The organism is Pseudoxanthomonas japonensis, from assembly GCF_043632995.1.
Classification (GTDB): Bacteria; Pseudomonadota; Gammaproteobacteria; order Xanthomonadales; family Xanthomonadaceae; genus Pseudoxanthomonas_A; species Pseudoxanthomonas_A japonensis.
In genome coordinates this window covers 2,950,074-2,968,064 of sequence record NZ_CP171632.1, presented here as the reverse complement: position 1 = coordinate 2,968,064, position 17,991 = coordinate 2,950,074, and the positions used below count along the sequence as shown (strand labels likewise).

Annotated in this window: 17 protein-coding genes; 6 read left to right on the top strand and 11 right to left on the bottom strand. The window is 68.8% G+C overall.

From position 1 onward, the window contains the following. Both ACGHX3_RS13880 and ACGHX3_RS13875 read left to right on the top strand, forming a co-directional pair. Positions 1 to 522, top strand: a complete 522-nt coding sequence (locus ACGHX3_RS13880; RefSeq protein ID WP_394695328.1) for a YybH family protein — start codon at positions 1 to 3, stop codon at positions 520 to 522. Between the two features lie 87 nt (positions 523 to 609). Continuing rightward, positions 610 to 951: a hypothetical protein gene (locus tag ACGHX3_RS13875; RefSeq protein ID WP_394695327.1), complete on the top strand. Its 342-nt coding sequence runs from the start codon at positions 610 to 612 to the stop codon at positions 949 to 951. A 49-nt stretch (positions 952 to 1,000) separates the two neighbouring features. On the opposite strand, the gene ACGHX3_RS13870 is transcribed toward ACGHX3_RS13875, so the two are convergent. Further along, the gene (locus ACGHX3_RS13870; protein ID WP_394695326.1) at positions 1,001 to 1,735 is read right to left on the bottom strand and encodes a ThuA domain-containing protein; all 735 of its coding nucleotides are present in this window, start codon (positions 1,733 to 1,735) and stop codon (positions 1,001 to 1,003) included. Positions 1,736 to 1,842: 107 nt separating this feature from the next. Between ACGHX3_RS13870 and hutU the strand changes: the two genes are divergently transcribed. From hutU to ACGHX3_RS13855, 3 genes are all read left to right on the top strand, one after another. Next, on the top strand, positions 1,843 to 3,510 hold the full coding sequence (gene hutU / locus ACGHX3_RS13865; RefSeq protein WP_394695325.1) for a urocanate hydratase: 1,668 nt from the start codon (positions 1,843 to 1,845) through the stop codon (positions 3,508 to 3,510). Positions 3,511 to 3,654: 144 nt separating this feature from the next. Further along, entirely contained in the window at positions 3,655 to 5,205 is a 1,551-nt protein-coding gene (locus ACGHX3_RS13860) for a hypothetical protein (RefSeq protein ID WP_394695324.1), read from the top strand. A 38-nt stretch (positions 5,206 to 5,243) separates the two neighbouring features. Then, positions 5,244 to 5,918, top strand: a complete 675-nt coding sequence (locus ACGHX3_RS13855; RefSeq protein WP_162339017.1) for a hypothetical protein — start codon at positions 5,244 to 5,246, stop codon at positions 5,916 to 5,918. A gap of 93 nt (positions 5,919 to 6,011) precedes the next feature. Here ACGHX3_RS13855 and ACGHX3_RS13850 read toward each other — a convergent pair whose 3' ends face one another. The 10 genes from ACGHX3_RS13850 to ACGHX3_RS13805 all read right to left on the bottom strand — a co-directional run bounded on the left by ACGHX3_RS13850 (position 6,012) and on the right by ACGHX3_RS13805 (position 16,983). Beyond that, the gene (locus tag ACGHX3_RS13850) at positions 6,012 to 7,520 is read right to left on the bottom strand and encodes an EAL domain-containing protein (RefSeq protein ID WP_394695323.1); all 1,509 of its coding nucleotides are present in this window, start codon (positions 7,518 to 7,520) and stop codon (positions 6,012 to 6,014) included. A gap of 349 nt (positions 7,521 to 7,869) precedes the next feature. Further along, positions 7,870 to 9,201, bottom strand: a complete 1,332-nt coding sequence (locus ACGHX3_RS13845) for an NTP/NDP exchange transporter (RefSeq protein ID WP_394695322.1) — start codon at positions 9,199 to 9,201, stop codon at positions 7,870 to 7,872. A gap of 80 nt (positions 9,202 to 9,281) precedes the next feature. Beyond that, a complete protein-coding gene (locus tag ACGHX3_RS13840) occupies positions 9,282 to 10,163 on the bottom strand; it encodes a DUF2306 domain-containing protein (protein WP_394695321.1) in 882 nt (293 codons plus the stop codon). 9 nt (positions 10,164 to 10,172) lie between these two features. Further along, positions 10,173 to 11,225, bottom strand: a complete 1,053-nt coding sequence (locus ACGHX3_RS13835) for an SDR family oxidoreductase (RefSeq protein ID WP_394695320.1) — start codon at positions 11,223 to 11,225, stop codon at positions 10,173 to 10,175. Between the two features lie 151 nt (positions 11,226 to 11,376). Next, positions 11,377 to 12,741: an NTP/NDP exchange transporter gene (locus ACGHX3_RS13830; protein WP_394695319.1), complete on the bottom strand. Its 1,365-nt coding sequence runs from the start codon at positions 12,739 to 12,741 to the stop codon at positions 11,377 to 11,379. A 73-nt stretch (positions 12,742 to 12,814) separates the two neighbouring features. Further along, complete coding sequence (locus tag ACGHX3_RS13825) at positions 12,815 to 13,699, bottom strand: SDR family oxidoreductase (protein WP_394695318.1); 885 nt, start codon at positions 13,697 to 13,699, stop codon at positions 12,815 to 12,817. 479 nt (positions 13,700 to 14,178) lie between these two features. Continuing rightward, positions 14,179 to 14,676: a nuclear transport factor 2 family protein gene (locus ACGHX3_RS13820; RefSeq protein ID WP_394695317.1), complete on the bottom strand. Its 498-nt coding sequence runs from the start codon at positions 14,674 to 14,676 to the stop codon at positions 14,179 to 14,181. 60 nt (positions 14,677 to 14,736) lie between these two features. Continuing rightward, the gene (locus tag ACGHX3_RS13815; RefSeq protein WP_394695316.1) at positions 14,737 to 15,240 is read right to left on the bottom strand and encodes a DUF1097 domain-containing protein; all 504 of its coding nucleotides are present in this window, start codon (positions 15,238 to 15,240) and stop codon (positions 14,737 to 14,739) included. 74 nt (positions 15,241 to 15,314) lie between these two features. Further along, a complete protein-coding gene (locus ACGHX3_RS13810; protein WP_394695315.1) occupies positions 15,315 to 16,214 on the bottom strand; it encodes an SDR family oxidoreductase in 900 nt (299 codons plus the stop codon). A gap of 28 nt (positions 16,215 to 16,242) precedes the next feature. Then, positions 16,243 to 16,983 (bottom strand): SDR family oxidoreductase, encoded by a 741-nt coding sequence (locus ACGHX3_RS13805; RefSeq protein WP_394695314.1) that lies wholly within the window; start codon positions 16,981 to 16,983, stop codon positions 16,243 to 16,245. Between the two features lie 104 nt (positions 16,984 to 17,087). Between ACGHX3_RS13805 and ACGHX3_RS13800 the strand changes: the two genes are divergently transcribed. Further along, entirely contained in the window at positions 17,088 to 17,981 is an 894-nt protein-coding gene (locus ACGHX3_RS13800) for a LysR substrate-binding domain-containing protein (RefSeq protein ID WP_394695313.1), read from the top strand. Positions 17,982 to 17,991: the final 10 nt, after the last annotated feature.

The following is a 17,991-nucleotide window of genomic DNA, read 5'->3' as shown; positions in this document are numbered from 1 at the left end:
ATGACACGGTCGCTTCGACTTTCGTCCGCCCTGCTGCTGGTCTGCGTCATCGCCCCGGTCCATGCGGTCGCACCCGAGGATATCCGCAAGGCCGAATGCGCCGTCTGGCAGCGTGAACTGGACTTCGCCCGCTCGGTCGCCGACCACGATGCCGTCGCGTTCGCCGAACACCTGCATCCGGACGCCGCGTTCGGCGTCAGCGGCAAGCCGACCCGCGGCCGTGAGGCGATCACCCGCGAATGGGCCGGCCTGATCGATGGCTCCGCGCTGGTCCTGCGCTGGTATCCCGCCGTCGTCACCCTGGGTGGCGACGGCCGCACCGCCTATTCCAGCGGGCCGGCGCTGTACGAGGACCCGAAGACCGGGGCCACGCGACTGGGCCGCTTCGGCTCGGTCTGGCAGCGCGGCGATGACGGCATCTGGCGCGTGCTGTTCGACGACGGCATCCCGCCGCAACCGGCCGACGCCGCGGCCGTGCAACGCTTCCGCGACGGCGAAGGCGACGCCTGTCCCGCTGCCTGAGGCCGGCCTAAACGCAGGGCGTTGCCAGGGTGCCGCCCGCAGGCGGGAGGCGTATCGTGAAGTCACATTCACACCCGGGAGCCGCCCATGAAACGCCTTCCCCTGATGCTGGCCCTGGCGGTCAGCCTGGCCGCCGCGACTGCGCAGGCGCAGACCACCGCCGAACCGGCCCCGACCCCCGCGCCGGCCGTTGCAGAGCAAACGCAGGGGGCGGCCTCTGACGCGCAGACGCCCGTGGCGGCCGTCGAAAAGAAGCGCCTGTCCGACGAAAATTGCCTGCGCCACACCGGCAGCCGCATCACCCAGCGCGACGGCAAGCCACGCTGCACCGGTCAGCCGGGCCGCGTCTACAGCAAGGACGACATCGACAGCACCGGTCACACCAACCTGGCCGATGCGTTGCGTGCGCTCGACCCGGCGCTGAACTGATCCCTGTCGTGTGAGCCGCCTCGCGCGCGATGCGCGGGAGGCGGGCGACTCAGCAATCGTCGGAGCGACCTGCGGCGTAGCGCAGCCCGCGCGCCAGTTGGGCGAGGACGTTCTCGTTCGCGTAGACCTTCGCGTCGTGCCCGAGCCCGGTGTACCAGCTGCGGCCACCGTCGAAGGCATGGCACCACGTGATCGGGTGATCGTCGCCCATCTCTCCGCCGTCGTAGTCGCGCTCGTCCACCGTGGCGACGACGTGCACGCGAGGTCGCGGATTCGCACGGTAGTTGTAGAGCTCATCGGTGATCGGCCAGCGTGCACCGACGGGTTTTCCGTCGTGTTCCGGCTGCACGTGCGTCGACTGCAGTCCCGGCGGATGGTGCCTGAAGTAGGCACCGACCAGTCGCCCGTACCACGGCCAGTCGTACTCGGTATCCGCTGCGGCATGCACGCCGAGGAAGCCGCCGCCGTCGCGCACGAAGCCTTCCATCGCCGCCTGCTGCGCTTCGTCCAGCACGTCGCCGGTGGTACTGGCGAACACCACCACGCGGTAGCGTGCCAGGTTGCCGACGGTGAAGACCTTCGCATCCTCGGTATGGTCGGCCACCATGCCGGCCTCACCCGCCAGCGTCTTCAACGTCGCCACGGCGGTGGGAATGGCGTCGTGGCGGAAGCCTGCCGTCTTGGTGAAGACCAGCACGCGCTCGGGTGGCGCGGCGGATGCCGGCGGCATCAGCAGCAGGCTGGCGAGCGCCAGGGCGGCGGCGACGGTGCGGAAGGCATTCATGGCCGGATTCTGCCACGCGGGCCATCGCGCACCGCAGCATGGCCATCGCTCGCGCCGGATGGGGCCTGGCGCCGATAATGGCGGCCAATCTGCATCTGGAACCCGCCATGTCCGATCCTCGCCACGATCCGTCCCGCGTCATCCGCGCCCCGCGCGGCGCCACGCTCACCTGCAAGTCCTGGCTCAGCGAAGCGCCGTACCGGATGCTGCAGAACAACCTGGATGCGGAAGTGGCGGAAGATCCCACGTCGCTCGTGGTCTACGGCGGCATCGGCCGTGCCGCGCGCGACTGGGCCTGCTACGACGCCATCCTGAAATCGCTGCGCGAACTCGACGACAACGAGACGCTGCTGGTGCAGTCGGGCAAGCCGGTCGGCGTGTTCCCCACGCACGCCGATGCCCCGCGCGTGCTGATCGCCAACTCCAACCTGGTGCCGCACTGGGCCACGTGGGAGCACTTCAACGAACTCGACAGGAAGGGCCTGGCGATGTACGGCCAGATGACGGCCGGGTCGTGGATCTACATCGGCAGCCAGGGCATCGTGCAGGGCACCTACGAGACCTTCGTCGAGATGGGGCGCCAGCACTACGGCGGCGACCTCACCGGCAAGTGGATCCTCACCGCCGGCCTCGGCGGCATGGGCGGCGCGCAGCCGCTGGCCGCGGCGCTGGCCGGCGCCAGCTCGCTCAACATCGAATGCCGCCAGTCCAGCATCGACATGCGCCTGCGCACGCGTTACGTGGACGAACAGGCCACCGATCTCGACGACGCGCTTGCCCGCATCGCGAAATACACGGCGACCGGCGAAGCGAAGTCCATCGCGCTGCTCGGCAACGCCGCCGAGATCCTGCCGGAACTGGTGAAGCGCGGCGTGCGTCCGGATGCGGTCACCGACCAGACCAGCGCGCACGATCCCGTGCACGGCTACCTGCCGATCGGCTGGACGGTCGAGCAGTGGCTGGCCGAACAGAAGGCCAATCCCGAACGCGTGCGCGATGCCGCCAAGCAGGCGATGCGCGTGCACGTCGAAGCGATGCTCGCGTTCCAGCAGATGGGCGTGCCGACGTTCGACTACGGCAACAACATCCGCCAGATGGCGTTCGATGAAGGGCTGAAGAACGCGTTCGATTTCCCGGGCTTCGTGCCGGCCTACGTGCGTCCGCTGTTCTGCCGCGGTGTGGGGCCGTTCCGCTGGGTCGCGTTGAGCGGCGATCCGGAGGACATCTACAAGACCGATGCCAAGGTGAAGGAACTGATTCCCGACGACGCGCACCTGCACCGCTGGCTGGACATGGCGCGCGAGCGCATCAGCTTCCAGGGCCTGCCGGCGCGCATCTGCTGGGTCGGCCTGGGCCTGCGCCACAAGCTCGGCCTGGCGTTCAACGAGATGGTGCGCAACGGCGAGCTGAAGGCGCCGGTGGTGATCGGCCGCGATCATCTGGACAGCGGCAGCGTGGCTTCGCCCAATCGCGAGACCGAGGCGATGAAGGACGGCAGCGATGCGGTGTCCGACTGGCCGCTGTTGAACGCGATGTTGAACGTCGCCGGCGGCGCCACCTGGGTGTCGCTGCACCACGGCGGCGGCGTGGGCATGGGCTACTCGCAGCACTCGGGCGTGGTCATCGTCTGCGATGGCAGCGAGGAGGCGGACAAGCGCATCGCCCGCGTGCTGTGGAACGATCCCGGCACCGGCGTCATGCGCCATGCCGATGCCGGCTACGACATCGCCGTGCAGTGCGCGAAGGAGCAGGGGCTGAAGCTGCCTATGGTGTGAGCGGCGCCGCTCGACGCAGCGTGGACCCGCGCGCGGGACGGCTGCCGCCGCCGTGATCGACCGCGCCCAAGCGGTCCGCAGGCCGTCTGGAAAAGAGCGAACTACGCGTTACACTCCCGGCGTCGATACGCGCTGGGGAGCGCCATGACGGAATGCAAGAGAAGCCGGCCGGTCTTCGCATGGCTGCTGGTGGCGGTGTTGTCGCTGTCCTTGCCTGCGACGGTGACGGCGCAGCCTGCGGCCGATCCGGCGGTATGGGGCATTTACGCGCGCCTGGTGGATACCGAATTCGCGGGCAACGGGGACTGGGCGTCGTGGCGATGGGGGCCGGACGACACGATCGTCGAGGGTCGCGCGATCCTGGCCAAGACCGTGATCCGCCCCGGTGCACGTGCGGGCGAGCTGGTCTCGGTCTACGGCGGCGGCCTGCACACGTTCGATGGACGCATCGGCCCCGACGGATCGGTCACCTGGATCCGTCGGGGTTCGTTCCTCAAGATGCCCTCGCGGGTGTCGATCGTCGATGGCCAGTACGTCGAGGAGGCGCTCAAGCTCGACAAGGACGACCAGATCGTCCGGGTGACCAAGACCCTGCGCTTCGAGCAGAAGCGAGGCCCCAGCGTGGCGACGGCAGGGGGGGAGCCCGTCCTGGCGTCGGTCGTGCCGTCGGCGGCGGCGCCTGCTGTTGCACTCCCGGAGCCGGCACCGAATCCCCCGCCACCCGCGGCGCCGCCTGCGCCGGCACCCGCGCCCGTCGCGAGCCCGACGCCGCCCAAATCCGGCCCGCGAACGCTGTCGCAGGCGGAGTTGGCCACGCTGCAGCAGCGTATCCAGGCCGACAGGGCGCGCCGTGCGCAGGCGCTCAGCCAGGAACAGGCTGCCGCCGAACAGCAGCGCCAACAGCTCAAACAGATGCAGCAGATGGCCGCGCTGGAAGAGGAATACTGGGAAGAGGAGGCGCCTGCACCGGCCCCGAACCTGGCGGCGGTCTTCCTCAATACCCTCGGCAGCGAAATGGCCAAGAACCAGGCCGAGCGCGACGCGCAGGATGCATTCATCCGCGATGTCCAGCGCCAGCAGGCCATGGCGATCGAGCGTCGCCAGCGCGAGGAGGAGCGCCAGCGCCGCGAGGCCGAGCGCGTCCGCCAGCAGGCCTCCGCACAGGCGGCCGCCCCGGCGCAGCGCGCGCCCAGCGCGGCGGAGGTCGCGCAGAAGGCGGAGCGGACGCAGGCCGCCGAGGCGCGCGAGCGCCAACTCGCCGAGCAGGCGGCGGCAGAGCGCGCGCGGCAGCAGCAACTGCGTGCGCAGCGTCAGCCAGCGGTGGCGTCCACGCCGGTCGTGCCGGGCCCACCCTCCACCGAAGCCGCCGCCAAACCGCTGCGCTTCGTCCTCAGCATCGGCCTGCTCAACAAGCCGGGCGATACCGTCAATCCCATGTGCTACTCGAACGTCATCACCCGTCCCGGACCACCGGGATGGGGCGCTCCCGGCTTCCTGCCACCCGGTTCGGGGCAGCAGGCGCACGACATCGTCCAGTCGTTCAAGGCGGCCTTCATCGCACGTTGTCGCGCCAGCGGCCGCGAGATCACCAGCGAAGGCAACTTCAACTATTCGTGGAACCAGAGCCAGGGCTCAGAGGCCGGCATGCAGGACGTGCGTCCGCGGCACCGGGAAGACGTGCTGGTGTCGTTGTGAAGAAGCGAGCCCATCATCGGAACATGCCAGGAAACGCCATGCCCAAGATCTCTGCCTTCGGCGTCGTGCTGGTCGCCACAACCCTGTGTCTCGTGTCGACGAACGCCGGGGCGCAGGGCGCCCAGACGGCCGAAGGCGCCCAGGCGTTCCTCGCCACGATGGCCAAGCGAGGCTTCGCCCGCGCCACCTTCCTCGACACGCTGGGCCGTCCCAATTACGTGGCGGGCACGCATACCGTCGAGATCAGCCGCATCAAGCTCTCCATCAAGGAAGAGAAGAGCACCAACGCGGTGGAGAAATCGCTGGGCGAGTTCGCGCTCACGGACCTCGCCTATGGCGATGCGCAGGGCACCGCCGATGCCTGCACGACCCGCATCGACGGCATCCAGATGCCCGCCAGCGCCTACGAACACAGCAGCACCTCATGGGAGGAGCCCGGTTTCATGGTGTCGGTGACGGTGATGAAGAACGAGTCGTGGAACTATACGGAAGGCTTCCGGAAGTTCGCCGGTCCCCACTTCATCGACTGGAGGCAGGCGCAGGTCGTGCGCAGCAACGATGGCGGCCGCATCGACGTGCGCGTGAAAGGCCAGGCGTTCGCCACGAACATCCTGTCGTTCGTGCCCGGCGACCCCGAGCTGGCCGATCGCATCGAGTACGCCGCCAAGTTCCTGCGGATGAGTTGCGACGAGGCGGCGGCCACCGGGTTCTGATGCCGGGCATCCGGCGAACCCTCGTGGCGCGCATGTCCGGAACAGGCGAAACGCCACGCGCGCTGCAGGGCGCCGCGTGCCGGCGCCACTCACTCACCGCGCGTCGATGCCCGGGTCGATGCGGGCCAGCTGTTCTTCCAGTTCCACCTGGCGCGAGATGTCGGTGAACACGCCGAACCACCCGCGACCTCCGTCGGCGGTCGTCCTGAGGACGGCGCGACTGGACACCCAGCGCCAGCGGTCGTCGAACCAGCGCAGGCGGAAGCGTGTCTCGAACGCATCCTGCGTCGGGATGGCCGCCAGCCACTCGGCATGCACGCGCATGCTGTCGTCCGGGTCCATGCGCGCGTACCAGGCGGCCATGCGCGCGTCCATCGTGCCGCCCTCGGGCTCGTGCGGCGCGGGGCTGATGTAGGTCAGCTTGCCGTCGCCGTCGCTGACCCAGGCCACGTTCGGCCCGAGTTCGACGGCGCCGCGGTAGATCGCTTCGCGCGCGCGCATCTCTTCCTCCGCATGCTTGCGGTCGGTGATGTCGATCGCGACGACCGACACGCCGATCGCCTGCGCCGTCTCGTCGGTGACGCAGGTGCCGACGACCAGGAAGGTCTCGTCGCGGTCCGGGAAGCGGAACTCGACGGTGGAGGTGGTGCCGTCGCCGAGGATCTGGCGCGACTCGCGCAGGATCCACTCGGCGATGCCCGGCGCATAGACCTGGGACACGTGCGCATCCACGATCTCGGACAGCGGCCGGCCCACCATGCGCGCGAACTCGGTGTTCGCCGCCGAGTACCGCATGTCCGGGCTGAGGAAGGCCAGGCCCACCGGCGCGCCCGTGTACAGCGATGACAGCTGGTGCTGGCGGAGATAGGGCGACAGCGGGGCGAGGCCCGTCGACAGCGTGCTTGCCGGCGTCGCGGCCAGCAGGGCGGTCACATCGTGGCTGGACATGGGCCGCCCGGTCAGCCAGCCCTGGGCGAAATCGCAGCCCAGCTCGCGCAGCACCGAGGCCTGCGCTTCGGTCTCCACGCCTTCGGCCACGACCGCGACCTCCAGGCTGTGCCCCAGGCCGATGACGGCCGACACGACCTTGCGGCTCTCGCGGTCGGTCGCCAAGCGCTGGATCAGGCTGCCGTCGATCTTCAGTTCGTCGAAGCCGAAGCGGCTCAACCGGACCAGGTTCGAGAAGCCGGTCCCGAAGTCGTCGAGCGCCACGCGGATACCGTGCGACTTCAGGTAACCCAGGGCCTTTTCCGCGGCCGCATCGTCCTCGATCAGCTCATCTTCGGTCATCTCGATGCAGACCCGCTCCTGCGGGAACGCCGAGCCGGAAATCGCTTCGACCAGCAGGCGCACGGCGGGCGCATCCTGCAGCAGCGAGGGAGGCACGTTGAACACCAGTCGCGGGACGCCGGGCCATGTGCTGGCTTCGGCGCAGGCGCGCCGGACCAGGTTCAGGGTCAGCAGTGGCAGCAGCGAGGCTTCCAGCGCGATCGGGATGAAGTCGCCCGGCGGCACCGGACCCAGCTCGGGATCGGTCCAGCGCGCCAGCACCTCCAGGCTGTGCACCGCACCGCTGCGCAGGCAGACGATGGGCTGGTACACGGGAAAGATCTTCTCGTGGCACACCGCATCCACGATCCGCTGCCTGAGTGCGTCGGCCTGTCGAGATCCTCGCATTTCCACGCAGTTCTCCCTTGCAGTCCGAACGCTGCCCGCCACGAACGACCGGCCCCTGGACAGGCATCGGCACGCGCCGCGCCGACGTGAGGCGCCGGAATCCCTTTCCTGCCGCCGGCAGGGCATCACCGTAACGTGTACGCCGGCGCGCAGGAAGCGTGGTCGGACGGACGGCGCAGGCACGCCACCGGGCCGGCACGGCCGTGCATTCCTCCCTGCGACCGCTGTTCGCCGAACGCCACCTCCACCAGCCCGCGCGGGTCGCGGTGGTCTGCTAGCGCTTGGCAGCGCCATGCCGGCCTTGTTCGTAGCGCCGTCCCAGCCAGAGCGCGAGCAGTGCCCATGCGAGCCCGAGCGGAATGGCCACGGCGGCCATGCCTCCCCAACCCGGCAGGGCGCGGCCGCCGAACGCGTCCAGCTGCGCACCGACGACATCACCCATCCGGTAGACGAACGTATCGATGAACGCCTTGGCCTTGTACTTGCCATCGCGTGCGACCCGCGTGAAAAGCAGCTCCCGGGCCGGACGCGCGACGCCGCGGTGCATCGTCCGGTTGATGGCCTCAAGCGCGAACAGGACGGCGATGCCGCCCTGCCATGCCAGCCCCGCGAACCCGAAGGCCGTGGCCAACGGCAGCGCGGCCAGCGCGGTCCCCGTGCGCAGGCGACGCCCCAGCCGGGTCGCCATGGCGCATTGCAGGACCAGGAACACGATCTGCGTCCACATGTCGATGCTCGCCAACATCGCCGCCATCGCATCCGCTCCGGCCGCGACCGTGCCGACCATCCGAAGCCGGGTGAGGTAGACCAGCGTGGCCATGACCGCCATCAGCAGCACGTAGCCCGCGATGCCCGCCAGATACCGCGACCGCATCACGGCACGCATGCCGTCCCATGCACCGCCGCTGATCGGTGCTGCATCGTCCGGTGGCCATGCCTCCGCTGGCCCGTTCGCCGCCACGCGCGCGGGCATGACGCGATCCAGCCGCCACGCGGCCAGCATGGCCAGTGCCAGGAACGCAGCCGACACCGGAAGCAGGTGGAGCGCGCCGAGCGGTTGCGCCAGCCGTGACGTCAGCCAGGATCCGAAGACCGCGCCCAGTGTGCCGCCCATTGCGACGAGCGCGAACAGGCGCGTCCCCTGTTCGCGGGTGAAGCGATCGACCACCAGCGCCCAGAACACCATGGTGCCGAACACATTGAGCACACTGAACCACACATAGAACGCCTGGCCGCCGCGTCCTTCCATGCCCGAGCCCGCAACCAGCAGCGCCCAGAACGCGATCAGCGTCGCCCCGAAAAAGCCGTAGGTCGTGGTGATGGCCCGCGCCCGCCGGACGCGGCCCACCAGCAGACCGAAGACGGGGTTGAGCGCCAGCGTCACCAGTGCGGTCACCATGAAAAGCAGGCGGACGCTTTCCATGCCTCCCGCCATGCCGGCGGCATCGCGCACGGGCCGCAGCAGCATCAAGGCCGACAGCACGAAGAAGAATCCGCAGGCCGCGGTCAGCAACGGGCCGCGCTCGTCGCGACGGACTTCGAAGACCGTCGTGATCCACCGCGCCACTATCGAGGGATGTCCAGCCAGCCACGACGATTGCTTCATGGGGGAATCGGATGAATGGGCGCGCCGCCGGCGCCGCGGCGTCTCCGCGCGGATGCAGGCGTTTGCCGGACGACGCGGCGTCAGGAGGACATCGTCAGCAGGCCGCTGGCGATGCGGCGGCCCCAGGCCCCCTGGATGAAGAGCCAGGTCACCAGCGCAACGAAGCTGCTCGCGAACAGCATCAGTGCGCCGGATCCGATGCTGGCCAGCGGGGTCGGTCGCGACCGCGTGGAGCGGATGACCCATTCGGCGACGACCAGATTGGGCAGGTAGAAGAAGAACGCCATGACGGCGTCGAACCAGCCCGTGAATCCCCGGCCGGTACCCACACCGCCGGCAACCAGGAACCAGGCGCCGTATTCCATCCGGTAGAGCCACGAGCCGATGGTCAGCGCGAACAGTCGAATGGCCCAGGCGCGGTGCTGCCCGAAACGGCCCGCACGCGCGTGGACGAACGCCAGCGCGGCACACACCACCATCAGGATGCCGTAGAGACCGAACCCGATGTCCATCACCGTGCCGCCCACGGTGCCCTTGGCGACGATGAAGAACAGGCCGCCGATGCCGGCCAGTGCGGCCGACGCCACGTAGAGGCGGCCGAGCCCGCGGTGCAGTGCGGGAACGCGGCGCCGCAGGTGACCGATGAACTGGATCGGGCCCAGCAGAAGCAGCACCGCGCCCGTCAGGAAGTGCACACCGATGGCGACGATGGCCATCGGTGTGGCGGGGTCGTGCAGTCCGGGCAGGGACTCGTTCCATCGTTCGCCGGCGCCTGCGAGCAGGGTGCCGCCGAAGAACGCCGCAATGTAGGTGGCGAAGACGACGCCACTGATCCAGCTGGTGGCGAACAGCAGGCCGCTGCCCCAGCGCGACACGGCATGCGCGGTCGCGCCATCGGCGGAGGCAGCGGGTGGTTCACCTCGATGTGCCGGGTCGATGCGGTCGTTCCGGTTGCGCGTCATGGCCTGCGATCAGTGGCCGGTCGTCGGAAAGTGCGCGCCAGTGAGCGTTTCGCTCAGTTCCCACAGGCGTGCGGCGGTCGCCGCATCGCGGGCGATGGCGGGAACAGTGGCCAGGCCCAGCGGGCCCGCCACTTCGTTCGGGCCGGTCGGACCGTAGTAGATGCCGCCCTGCGCGGTGGCTGCCGTCGCCGCGTACAGCGTGGGAATGGCGCCTTGTGCGGCGGTCTGGAAGTTCGCCCGGTTGCTGGACCACTGGCGCCCCTGCGGGCTGTCCAGGCCGGGACCTCGCGCTACCAGTTCGGTGACCGCCACGCCCGGATGCGCGGCCATGCTCTGGATGCCCCAGCCACCGGCCTCGCTGCGGCGCTGCAGTTCGAAGGCGAACATCAGGCAGGCCAGCTTCGACTGCGCATAGGTGGCCATGGGCTCGTATGCACCGGTCGACTGCAGGTCGTCGAGATCCAGCGTGCCGCGATGCACCGCGATGCTGGACAGCGTCACCACGCGCGGCGCGTCGCTCTTGCGCAGCAAAGGCAGCAGCTCGGCGGTCAGCAGGAAGTGGCCGGCGTAGTTGGTGGCGAACTGCATTTCCATGCCGTCGCCCGACACGCTGCGCGTCGGCGGCGCCATGATGGCTGCGTTGTTGATCAGGCCGTCCAGGCGGGGCAGGGAGGCGCGCAGGCGCTCGCCCAGGTCGCGGACCGACGACAGGCTGGACAGGTCGACAGCTTCGAACTCCACCCGCGCTGCAGGAACGTCCTGGCGGATCTTGTCGATCGCTTCCTGCCCGCGCTGCGCATTGCGCGCGGCGATCACCACGCGCGCACCGGCGGAAGCGAGCGCCTTGGCGTCCTCGAAGCCCATGCCGCTGGTGCCGCCGGTGACCACGAAGATGCGCCCCTGCTGCGATGGCATGTCGTCCGCGCTCCAGGCCGGTGGCGGCGGTGTCTGCGCAAACGCGTCGATGGTGACCACGCTGCCCAGCAGCAGGCCGAGGGCGGCGAGGCGACCCCGCCAGGAGGCCGGGACGGAGACGGGCGATGCGGTGCGTTGGTGGATCATGATCGATTCCTCAGGGGGAGTTGGAATGGGCCGTGCGCGAACATCGGGTGCAACGGCTCGAGCGCGGCGCCACGCGTATCTGCTGGCGACGCCGGTCGTCGTGTCGGCAAGGCGGCGACATCAAGCGCTGCCAGGCATCGACGTGGTGCGGTCATGGTCCGTCCCGCGTCGGCGACGGGCCGGGCATGCGCGACGCATGCGCGGGAGGAACAGGTAAACGGGACGGCGTTCCACGTGCTGCGGCAGCCCGGCGCGCCTGCGCATGCCCGAGCCATAGCGCCAGCGCCGCCCAGGCCAGCGCGAGCGGCACGACCACGCTGGCCAGTCCGCCAAGGGCCAGCCCGAGTCGTCCAAGTCCGCCTTCCGCCTGCGCACCGACGACATCGCCGGCGCGGTACATGAAGGTGTCCACAAAGGCCTTGGCCTTGTATTTCTCTTCGCGGCTGACCACGGTGAACAGCGCCTCGCGCGCCGGTCGGGTGATGCCGCGCTGCACGGCGCGGTTGGTGGCCTCCAGCAGCACCAGCACGACGAACGAGCCGTAGATCGCCAGCCCGACGAAGCCGAGCACCGTGGCGACGGGCAGGATGGCCAGCGCCACGCCCAGGCCGAACCGCTGGATCAGCTTGCCGGTCAGGGTGACCTGCAGCACCAGCACGGCAACCTGCGTCCACATGTCGATGTTGCCCAGGATCGCGGCGCGCGCATCCATGTCGTCGGCCACCGCCGCGACCATCTGCAGGCGCGTGAAGTAGATGAACGTGGCGAGCACGGTCATCAGCACGACATAGCCGGCGATCGCGGTGAGGTAGCGCGAGCGGAACACGGCTGCCAGGCCGGCCCAGGCGCTGCCGCCGATGCGTTCGTTTGCGACCGTAGCGTCCACGGGAGAGGCCGTCGCGCCGACCGTCGCGTTCCGGTCCGGCACCACGCGCACCAGCAGCGCCGCCATGGCCAGTGCCGCGAGCAGGAAGCCGCCCGCGACCAGCAACAGGCTCGGGGTTCCGAGTGGCACGGCCAGGCGCGATGTCAGCCACGGGCCGAAGATCGCGCCCAGCGTCCCGCCGACCGAGATCAGTGCGAAGAAGCGCTTGCCCTGGTCGCTGGTGAACCGGTCCGCCAGCAGCGCCCAGAACACCATGGTCACGAACAGGTTGAAGACGCTGAACCAGACGTAGAACACCTGGCCACTACGCTGGCCGACGGCCCCCGGCGCGAACACCAGCAACGCCCAGAATCCCACCAGGCTCAGCACGAAGAAGCCGTACGTGGCGCCGATGAACTGCAGCCGCCGCAAGCGTGCGACCAGCCAGCCGAACACCGGGTTCACCGCCAGCGTCGCCAAGGCGGTGCCGATGAACAGCCAGCGGATACTCTCGATGCCGCGCTCCATGCCCAGCGCGTCGCGCGCCGGCCGCAGCAGCATCAGCGCGGTCAGCACGCAGAAGAAGAACAGCGCGGCGATCAGGACCGGCGCGACTTCTTCGCGCCGGAGATTGAACGCGCGATAAGGCAAGCGTTGTCGGTGCGAGGGTGGCATCGCACTCCCGTTCATCGGCCGAGGTCCCGGACTGCGCTGTCTTGGCCACTCATTCGGCTGCGGCCGATGGGTAGTGCACGCCTGCCAGCGTCTCGCTGACGTTCCACAGGCGTGATGCGGCTTCGGTATCGGTCGCAGCCTCGGGAACACGGGCATGACCCAGCTCGCCACGTGCTTCCAGCAGGCCGGTCGGCCCGTAGTAGCGTCCGCCCTGCGCGTCCGGCGCCGTCGCGGCGTACAGCGTCGGCAACGCACCTTGTTCTGCCGTCTGGAAGAAACGCCACAGCACCGTGCTGCGGCCCTGCGACGGCAGCAGGTTGGTACGCGACAGGCCCGGGTGGCTTGCGATGCTGGCGATGCCCCAGCCCTGTGCGTCGCTGCGCCGCTGCAGCTCCTGCGCGAACATCAGGCATGCCAGCTTCGATTGCCGATAGGCCTGCGCCGTATCCCATTCGTGTTCGAACTGCAGGTCGTCGAAGTGGATTGCGCCTCGTCGTGCCGCGATGCTGGACAGGGTGACGACACGCGGAGCATCCGACTTGCGCAGCAGCGGCAACAGATCGGCCGTCAATGCGAAGTGGCCAAGATAGTTGGTCGCGAACTGCATCTCGAACCCGTCAGGTGTCGTGTCGCGCTGCGGCGGCTCCATGATGCCGGCGTTGTTGATCAGGCCATCCAGCCGTGGCAACGACAGGGCGAGGCGGCTTCCCAGTGCATGCACCGACGCCAGGTCGCCGAGGTCGAGTGCTTCGAAGCGCACGTTGGCGCCGGGCGCAGCCTGGCGGATGCTGGCGACCGCTTCTTCGCCGCGCTGCGGATTGCGTGCGGCAATGATGACCTCCGCACCGGCGGCGGCCAGCGCCTTGGCGCTTTCGAAGCCGATGCCGCTCGTACCGCCGGTGACCACGAAGATGCGTCCGGCCTGGGAAGGCATGTCGGCGGTGCTCCAGTCCGGCTTCGGCGCTGGCTGTCCGACGGTGCCGCTGGCGGCGCACGCGGAAAGCAGCAAGGCGCCGACGCTGGCGAGTATTGCGCTCCAATGGACGCGTCGACGCTGCCTCGCATGGGTAGGGGACGATGAAGGAACGGGATTCGCAAGCACTTCGGATACGAGCCGGTAGACCACGGTCGTTACCTCGCGGGAAAAGTGGTGGGGAGCCTGCAGGCCTTCAGCAGGTGAAGCACTGTGGGCCGCGGACTTTAAGAAGCGTTTAAGGCGGAAGCAGCCGAGTAATCAGTGCGTGCGATGCGCATGTCGATCAGTATTGGTAGGGACCAGCCATTGGCGTTCGTACGCCAAAGAGCGAGTCGCCCTGTCCTGGTGCCGCGTAGTCGCGCGGAGAAGATGCGACATCGCCCGGGAGCGTGGCGATGCAGCGGGCGAGTACGCTGCCCATGCTTCACCCGCAACGCTCACTCCAGCGGAATACGCCGGAGCACGTCGTCGTACGGCACCAGGTCGAGGAACGCGGTCACCTCCGCCGCACGAAGATTCTCCATCCGGAAGATCCAGACGTAGCTGTTCCGGTACGGCTGGCCATCGGCCGCGGTGGCCGCGCCGTCCCAATGGACGACGACATGATCGTCTTCGGCCCAGATGTGCTTCACCGTCGGTCGCATGGGCGACGACAGGCGCGCAGCGAACGGCGTGACCGCCTTGGCCAAGAACGCGTCGCGTCCTTCATAACGGCCGGCCATCGGACTGGTGCCCTTGATCGTCCACACCATGTCTCGCGCCAGCACGTCATCGAAGAAGGTCGCTCCGCCTGCGGCCCAGCGTGCGAATGCCTGTGTGATGAACTGCCTGTTGCGTTCGGTCATGGGGGTGTCCGTCGCGTGCGCCGGTGCAAGGCCGGATGCAAGCAGGATGATGGCGAGTACGGCGGGCGCCGCGACGTGTCGGAATTTCATCGTGAGGTCTCCTTCGGCGGTGGACGGTGTCGAACAGGATGGTTCTGCCGCCATAGCGGGTCAGTGCGCGGTGCTGGCGGTCGTTCGCGAGAATCGCGAGGCCAGCGTGTGGGACACCAGGCCGGCCGTGGTGCCGACGGTGCCCGCGCCGAACAGCTTTCCGACGCTTTCGAGCGAGGGCTCCAGGTGCGCGGCGAACCACGCCACCAAGCCGAGGAAGTAGCCCAGCAGATTGCTCATCACCGGCAGGCCGCGCAACGACACCACCAGGATCGCCACGCAGAAGACGATGATGGGCAGTGCCACGTCGGGCGTTGTCGCGCCCGACAGCGCCTGCAGGCCCAGTGTGGCCATCAGGCCAAGCACCAGGCCCGCGCCGACGCATGCGAGGTTCTCGATCGCGGCGCGCAAGGTCAGGCCGCGCGTGTAGAACGCGATCCAGCCGATGAACATCGCCCACACCGGCAGGGCCAGCGACAGGCTGATGGCGGCCGCGCCTGCGGCCGTCACTGCTGCGATCAGGGTTGTCAGGACATAGGTATTCCGCGGCATCGTCGTGTTCATGCTTCACTCCGGAATGGATGGGGAGGTGGGGCGGGCGTCGGCAACGACGGTGTCGTCGCCGATCGCGGCTCGGGTCATCCGTGGCGTTGCGGCCTGAGCAGGCTCTCCAGGCCCAGGTTGCGGTACATCTCGCGGCGCACGTGGTCGCCGACCGCATTCACTGCTTCGGCACCGTCCTGCGACGGATCGACATGCACGCGGAACGGGCGTTCTCCGTGCGGCAAGCCGACCACGCGGACGATGGCGGCCGCCACGTCGGCCACATCCGCATCCGCCGGTTCCAGCGACTTCAGACCTTCGAGGATCCGATCCGGCAGATCGGCATACGGACCGGTGTCGTACTCCGCCGCACGCGCGGCGTCCGCGGGCTTTCCCGAATGCGCGAAGTGGTTGGTGCCGGACGTGTAGGCCCCTGGCAGCACGATGGACGTCTCGATGCCCCAGCGCGACAACTCGGTGGAATAGGAGACCGCGACCGAATCCATCGCGGCCTTGGCGGCGAAGTACGGCGCGAGGTACGGCGGCGTTCCGCCGCGCGTGCTGCTGGAACCGACCCAGACCAGCAGGCCGTTGCGCTGCTGGCGCAGGTGCGGCAACACGGCGCGGTTCACGCGTTGCGTGCCGACGACGTTGACGTCGTACTGTTCGATGAACTGCTCGGGTGTGAACGCTTCGGTCGGGCCGAACACCATGTGCCCGGCGTTGTGCACGACCACGTCGATGCGGGAGGCTTCGCGCAGGATGTGCGCGATGGCGTGCCCGGTGGATATGTCGGACAGCACGTCCAGCTCCACCGTGCGCAGGTTTACGCCGTGCTCGTTGGCGTAACGTGTGGCGTCTTCCACCTGCGGCGCATTGCGGCCCTGCGTGTCGCGCATGCTGGCGTACACCGTGTGGCCCGCATCGGCGAGGCGGCGCGCGGTCAGCGCGCCGAAACCGGACGATGCGCCCGTGACCAGGATGATCTTCTTCATGTCGATGTCTCCAACGGGATGAGGGGGCTCAGACCATGCCGCCGTTGGCGCGCACGACCTGGCCGTTGATCCAGCCGCCGTCGGAGCCGACGAGGAACGACACGGCCGCGGCGATGTCGGCTGGCGTACCGAGGCGCTCGAGCGGATTCATCTTCGCCATGCGCTCGATCAGGTCGGGCGACTTGCCATCCAGGAACAGGTCGGTGGCCGTCGGCCCCGGTGCGATGGCATTGACGGTGATCGAACGGCCGCGCAGTTCCTTCGACAGGATCGCGGTCAGGGTCTCCACTGCCGCCTTGGTCGCGGCATACACGCCGTAGCTCTCCAGCTTCAGGCCGACCACGCTGGTGGACAGGTTGACGATGCGGCCACCGTCGCGCAGCCGGCGCGACGCCTGGCGAAGCGTGTTGAACGTACCCTTGAGGTTGATGGCGATCTGGCGGTCGAACAGCGCGTCGTCGCTGTCGGCCAACGTCGCCAGCTTCATGATGCCGGCGTTGTTGACCAGCACGTCCACACCGCCGAAGCGCGCTTCGGCCGCGTCGAACAGGCGCTGCACGGCGTCCGGGTCGGCGATGTCGGCCTGCAGGGCCACGGCATCGCCGCCGCTGGCGGCGATGCGTTCGACGATGGCGTCGGCATCCTGCCGGCGGCCGGCATAGTTGATGACCACGGCGTGGCCGTCGCGCGCCAGGCGTTCGGCGATGGCCGCGCCGATGCCGCGGGAGCTGCCGGTGACGATGGCGACCGGACGGGAGGGTTCGTTCATGGGGGGTCTCCACTTCGCGCCGGATTGGCGTGGGACCACCTTATTGGCGTTCTACTTCCGGATAATCAGGCACAATCCGGCATCACCATTCGGAAGTTCGGATAATGGATCGTTTCGATGCGATGAAGGTGTTCGCGCGGATCGTGGAGCGTCGCAGCTTCACGCGCGCCGCCGACGATCTGGCGTTGCCGCGGGCCACGGTCACCGATGCCATCAAGGCACTGGAGGCCCGGCTTGGCGTGCGGCTGCTGCAACGCACGACCCGGACGGTGACGCCGACGCTGGAGGGGGAGGCGTTCTATGGTCGCTGCCTGCGCCTGATCGCCGACGTCGAGGATGCCGAGAGCGCGTTCCGCGATGCGCGGCCGCACGGGCCGCTGCGCATCGACGTGCACGGCACGCTGGCACGTCATCTTCTGTTTCCCCGGCTGCCGGATTTTCTGGAGCGCTATCCGGAGATCGAACTCGACGTCGGCGAAGGCGACCGGTATGTCGACCTGGTACGCGAGGGCGTGGACTGTGCCGTGCGCGTGGGTGAGCTGCGCGACAGCGATCTCATCGCGCGGCGGCTGACGCAACTGCCCGAAGCGACAGCAGCGTCGCCGGCCTACTGCGAGCGTCTGGGCACGCCGGACACCATCGAATCGCTGGAGGCGGGCGGCCACGTCATGGTCGGTTTCAAGTCGTCTTCGCTGGGCGGACTGCTGCCGCTGGAGTTCCAGCGGCATGGGCGGGTCGAACTCGTGACCCTGCCGACGCGGGTGCGCGTGAGCGGCGCCGACTCCTACGTGGGTGCCGCGTTCGCGGGGTTCGGCATCATCCAGGCGCCGCGCTACCGGCTGGATGCCTATTTCTCCGAAGGCCGGCTGCTTCCGCTGCTCGAGGCTTACCCGCCGCTTCCCAGTCCGGTGTCGATCGTGTATCCGCGTACCCGGCTGCCATCGCCCCGGCTTCGGGCCTTCATCGGCTGGGCACAGGAGCTGTTCCTCCCGGCATGATGCGCCGGGA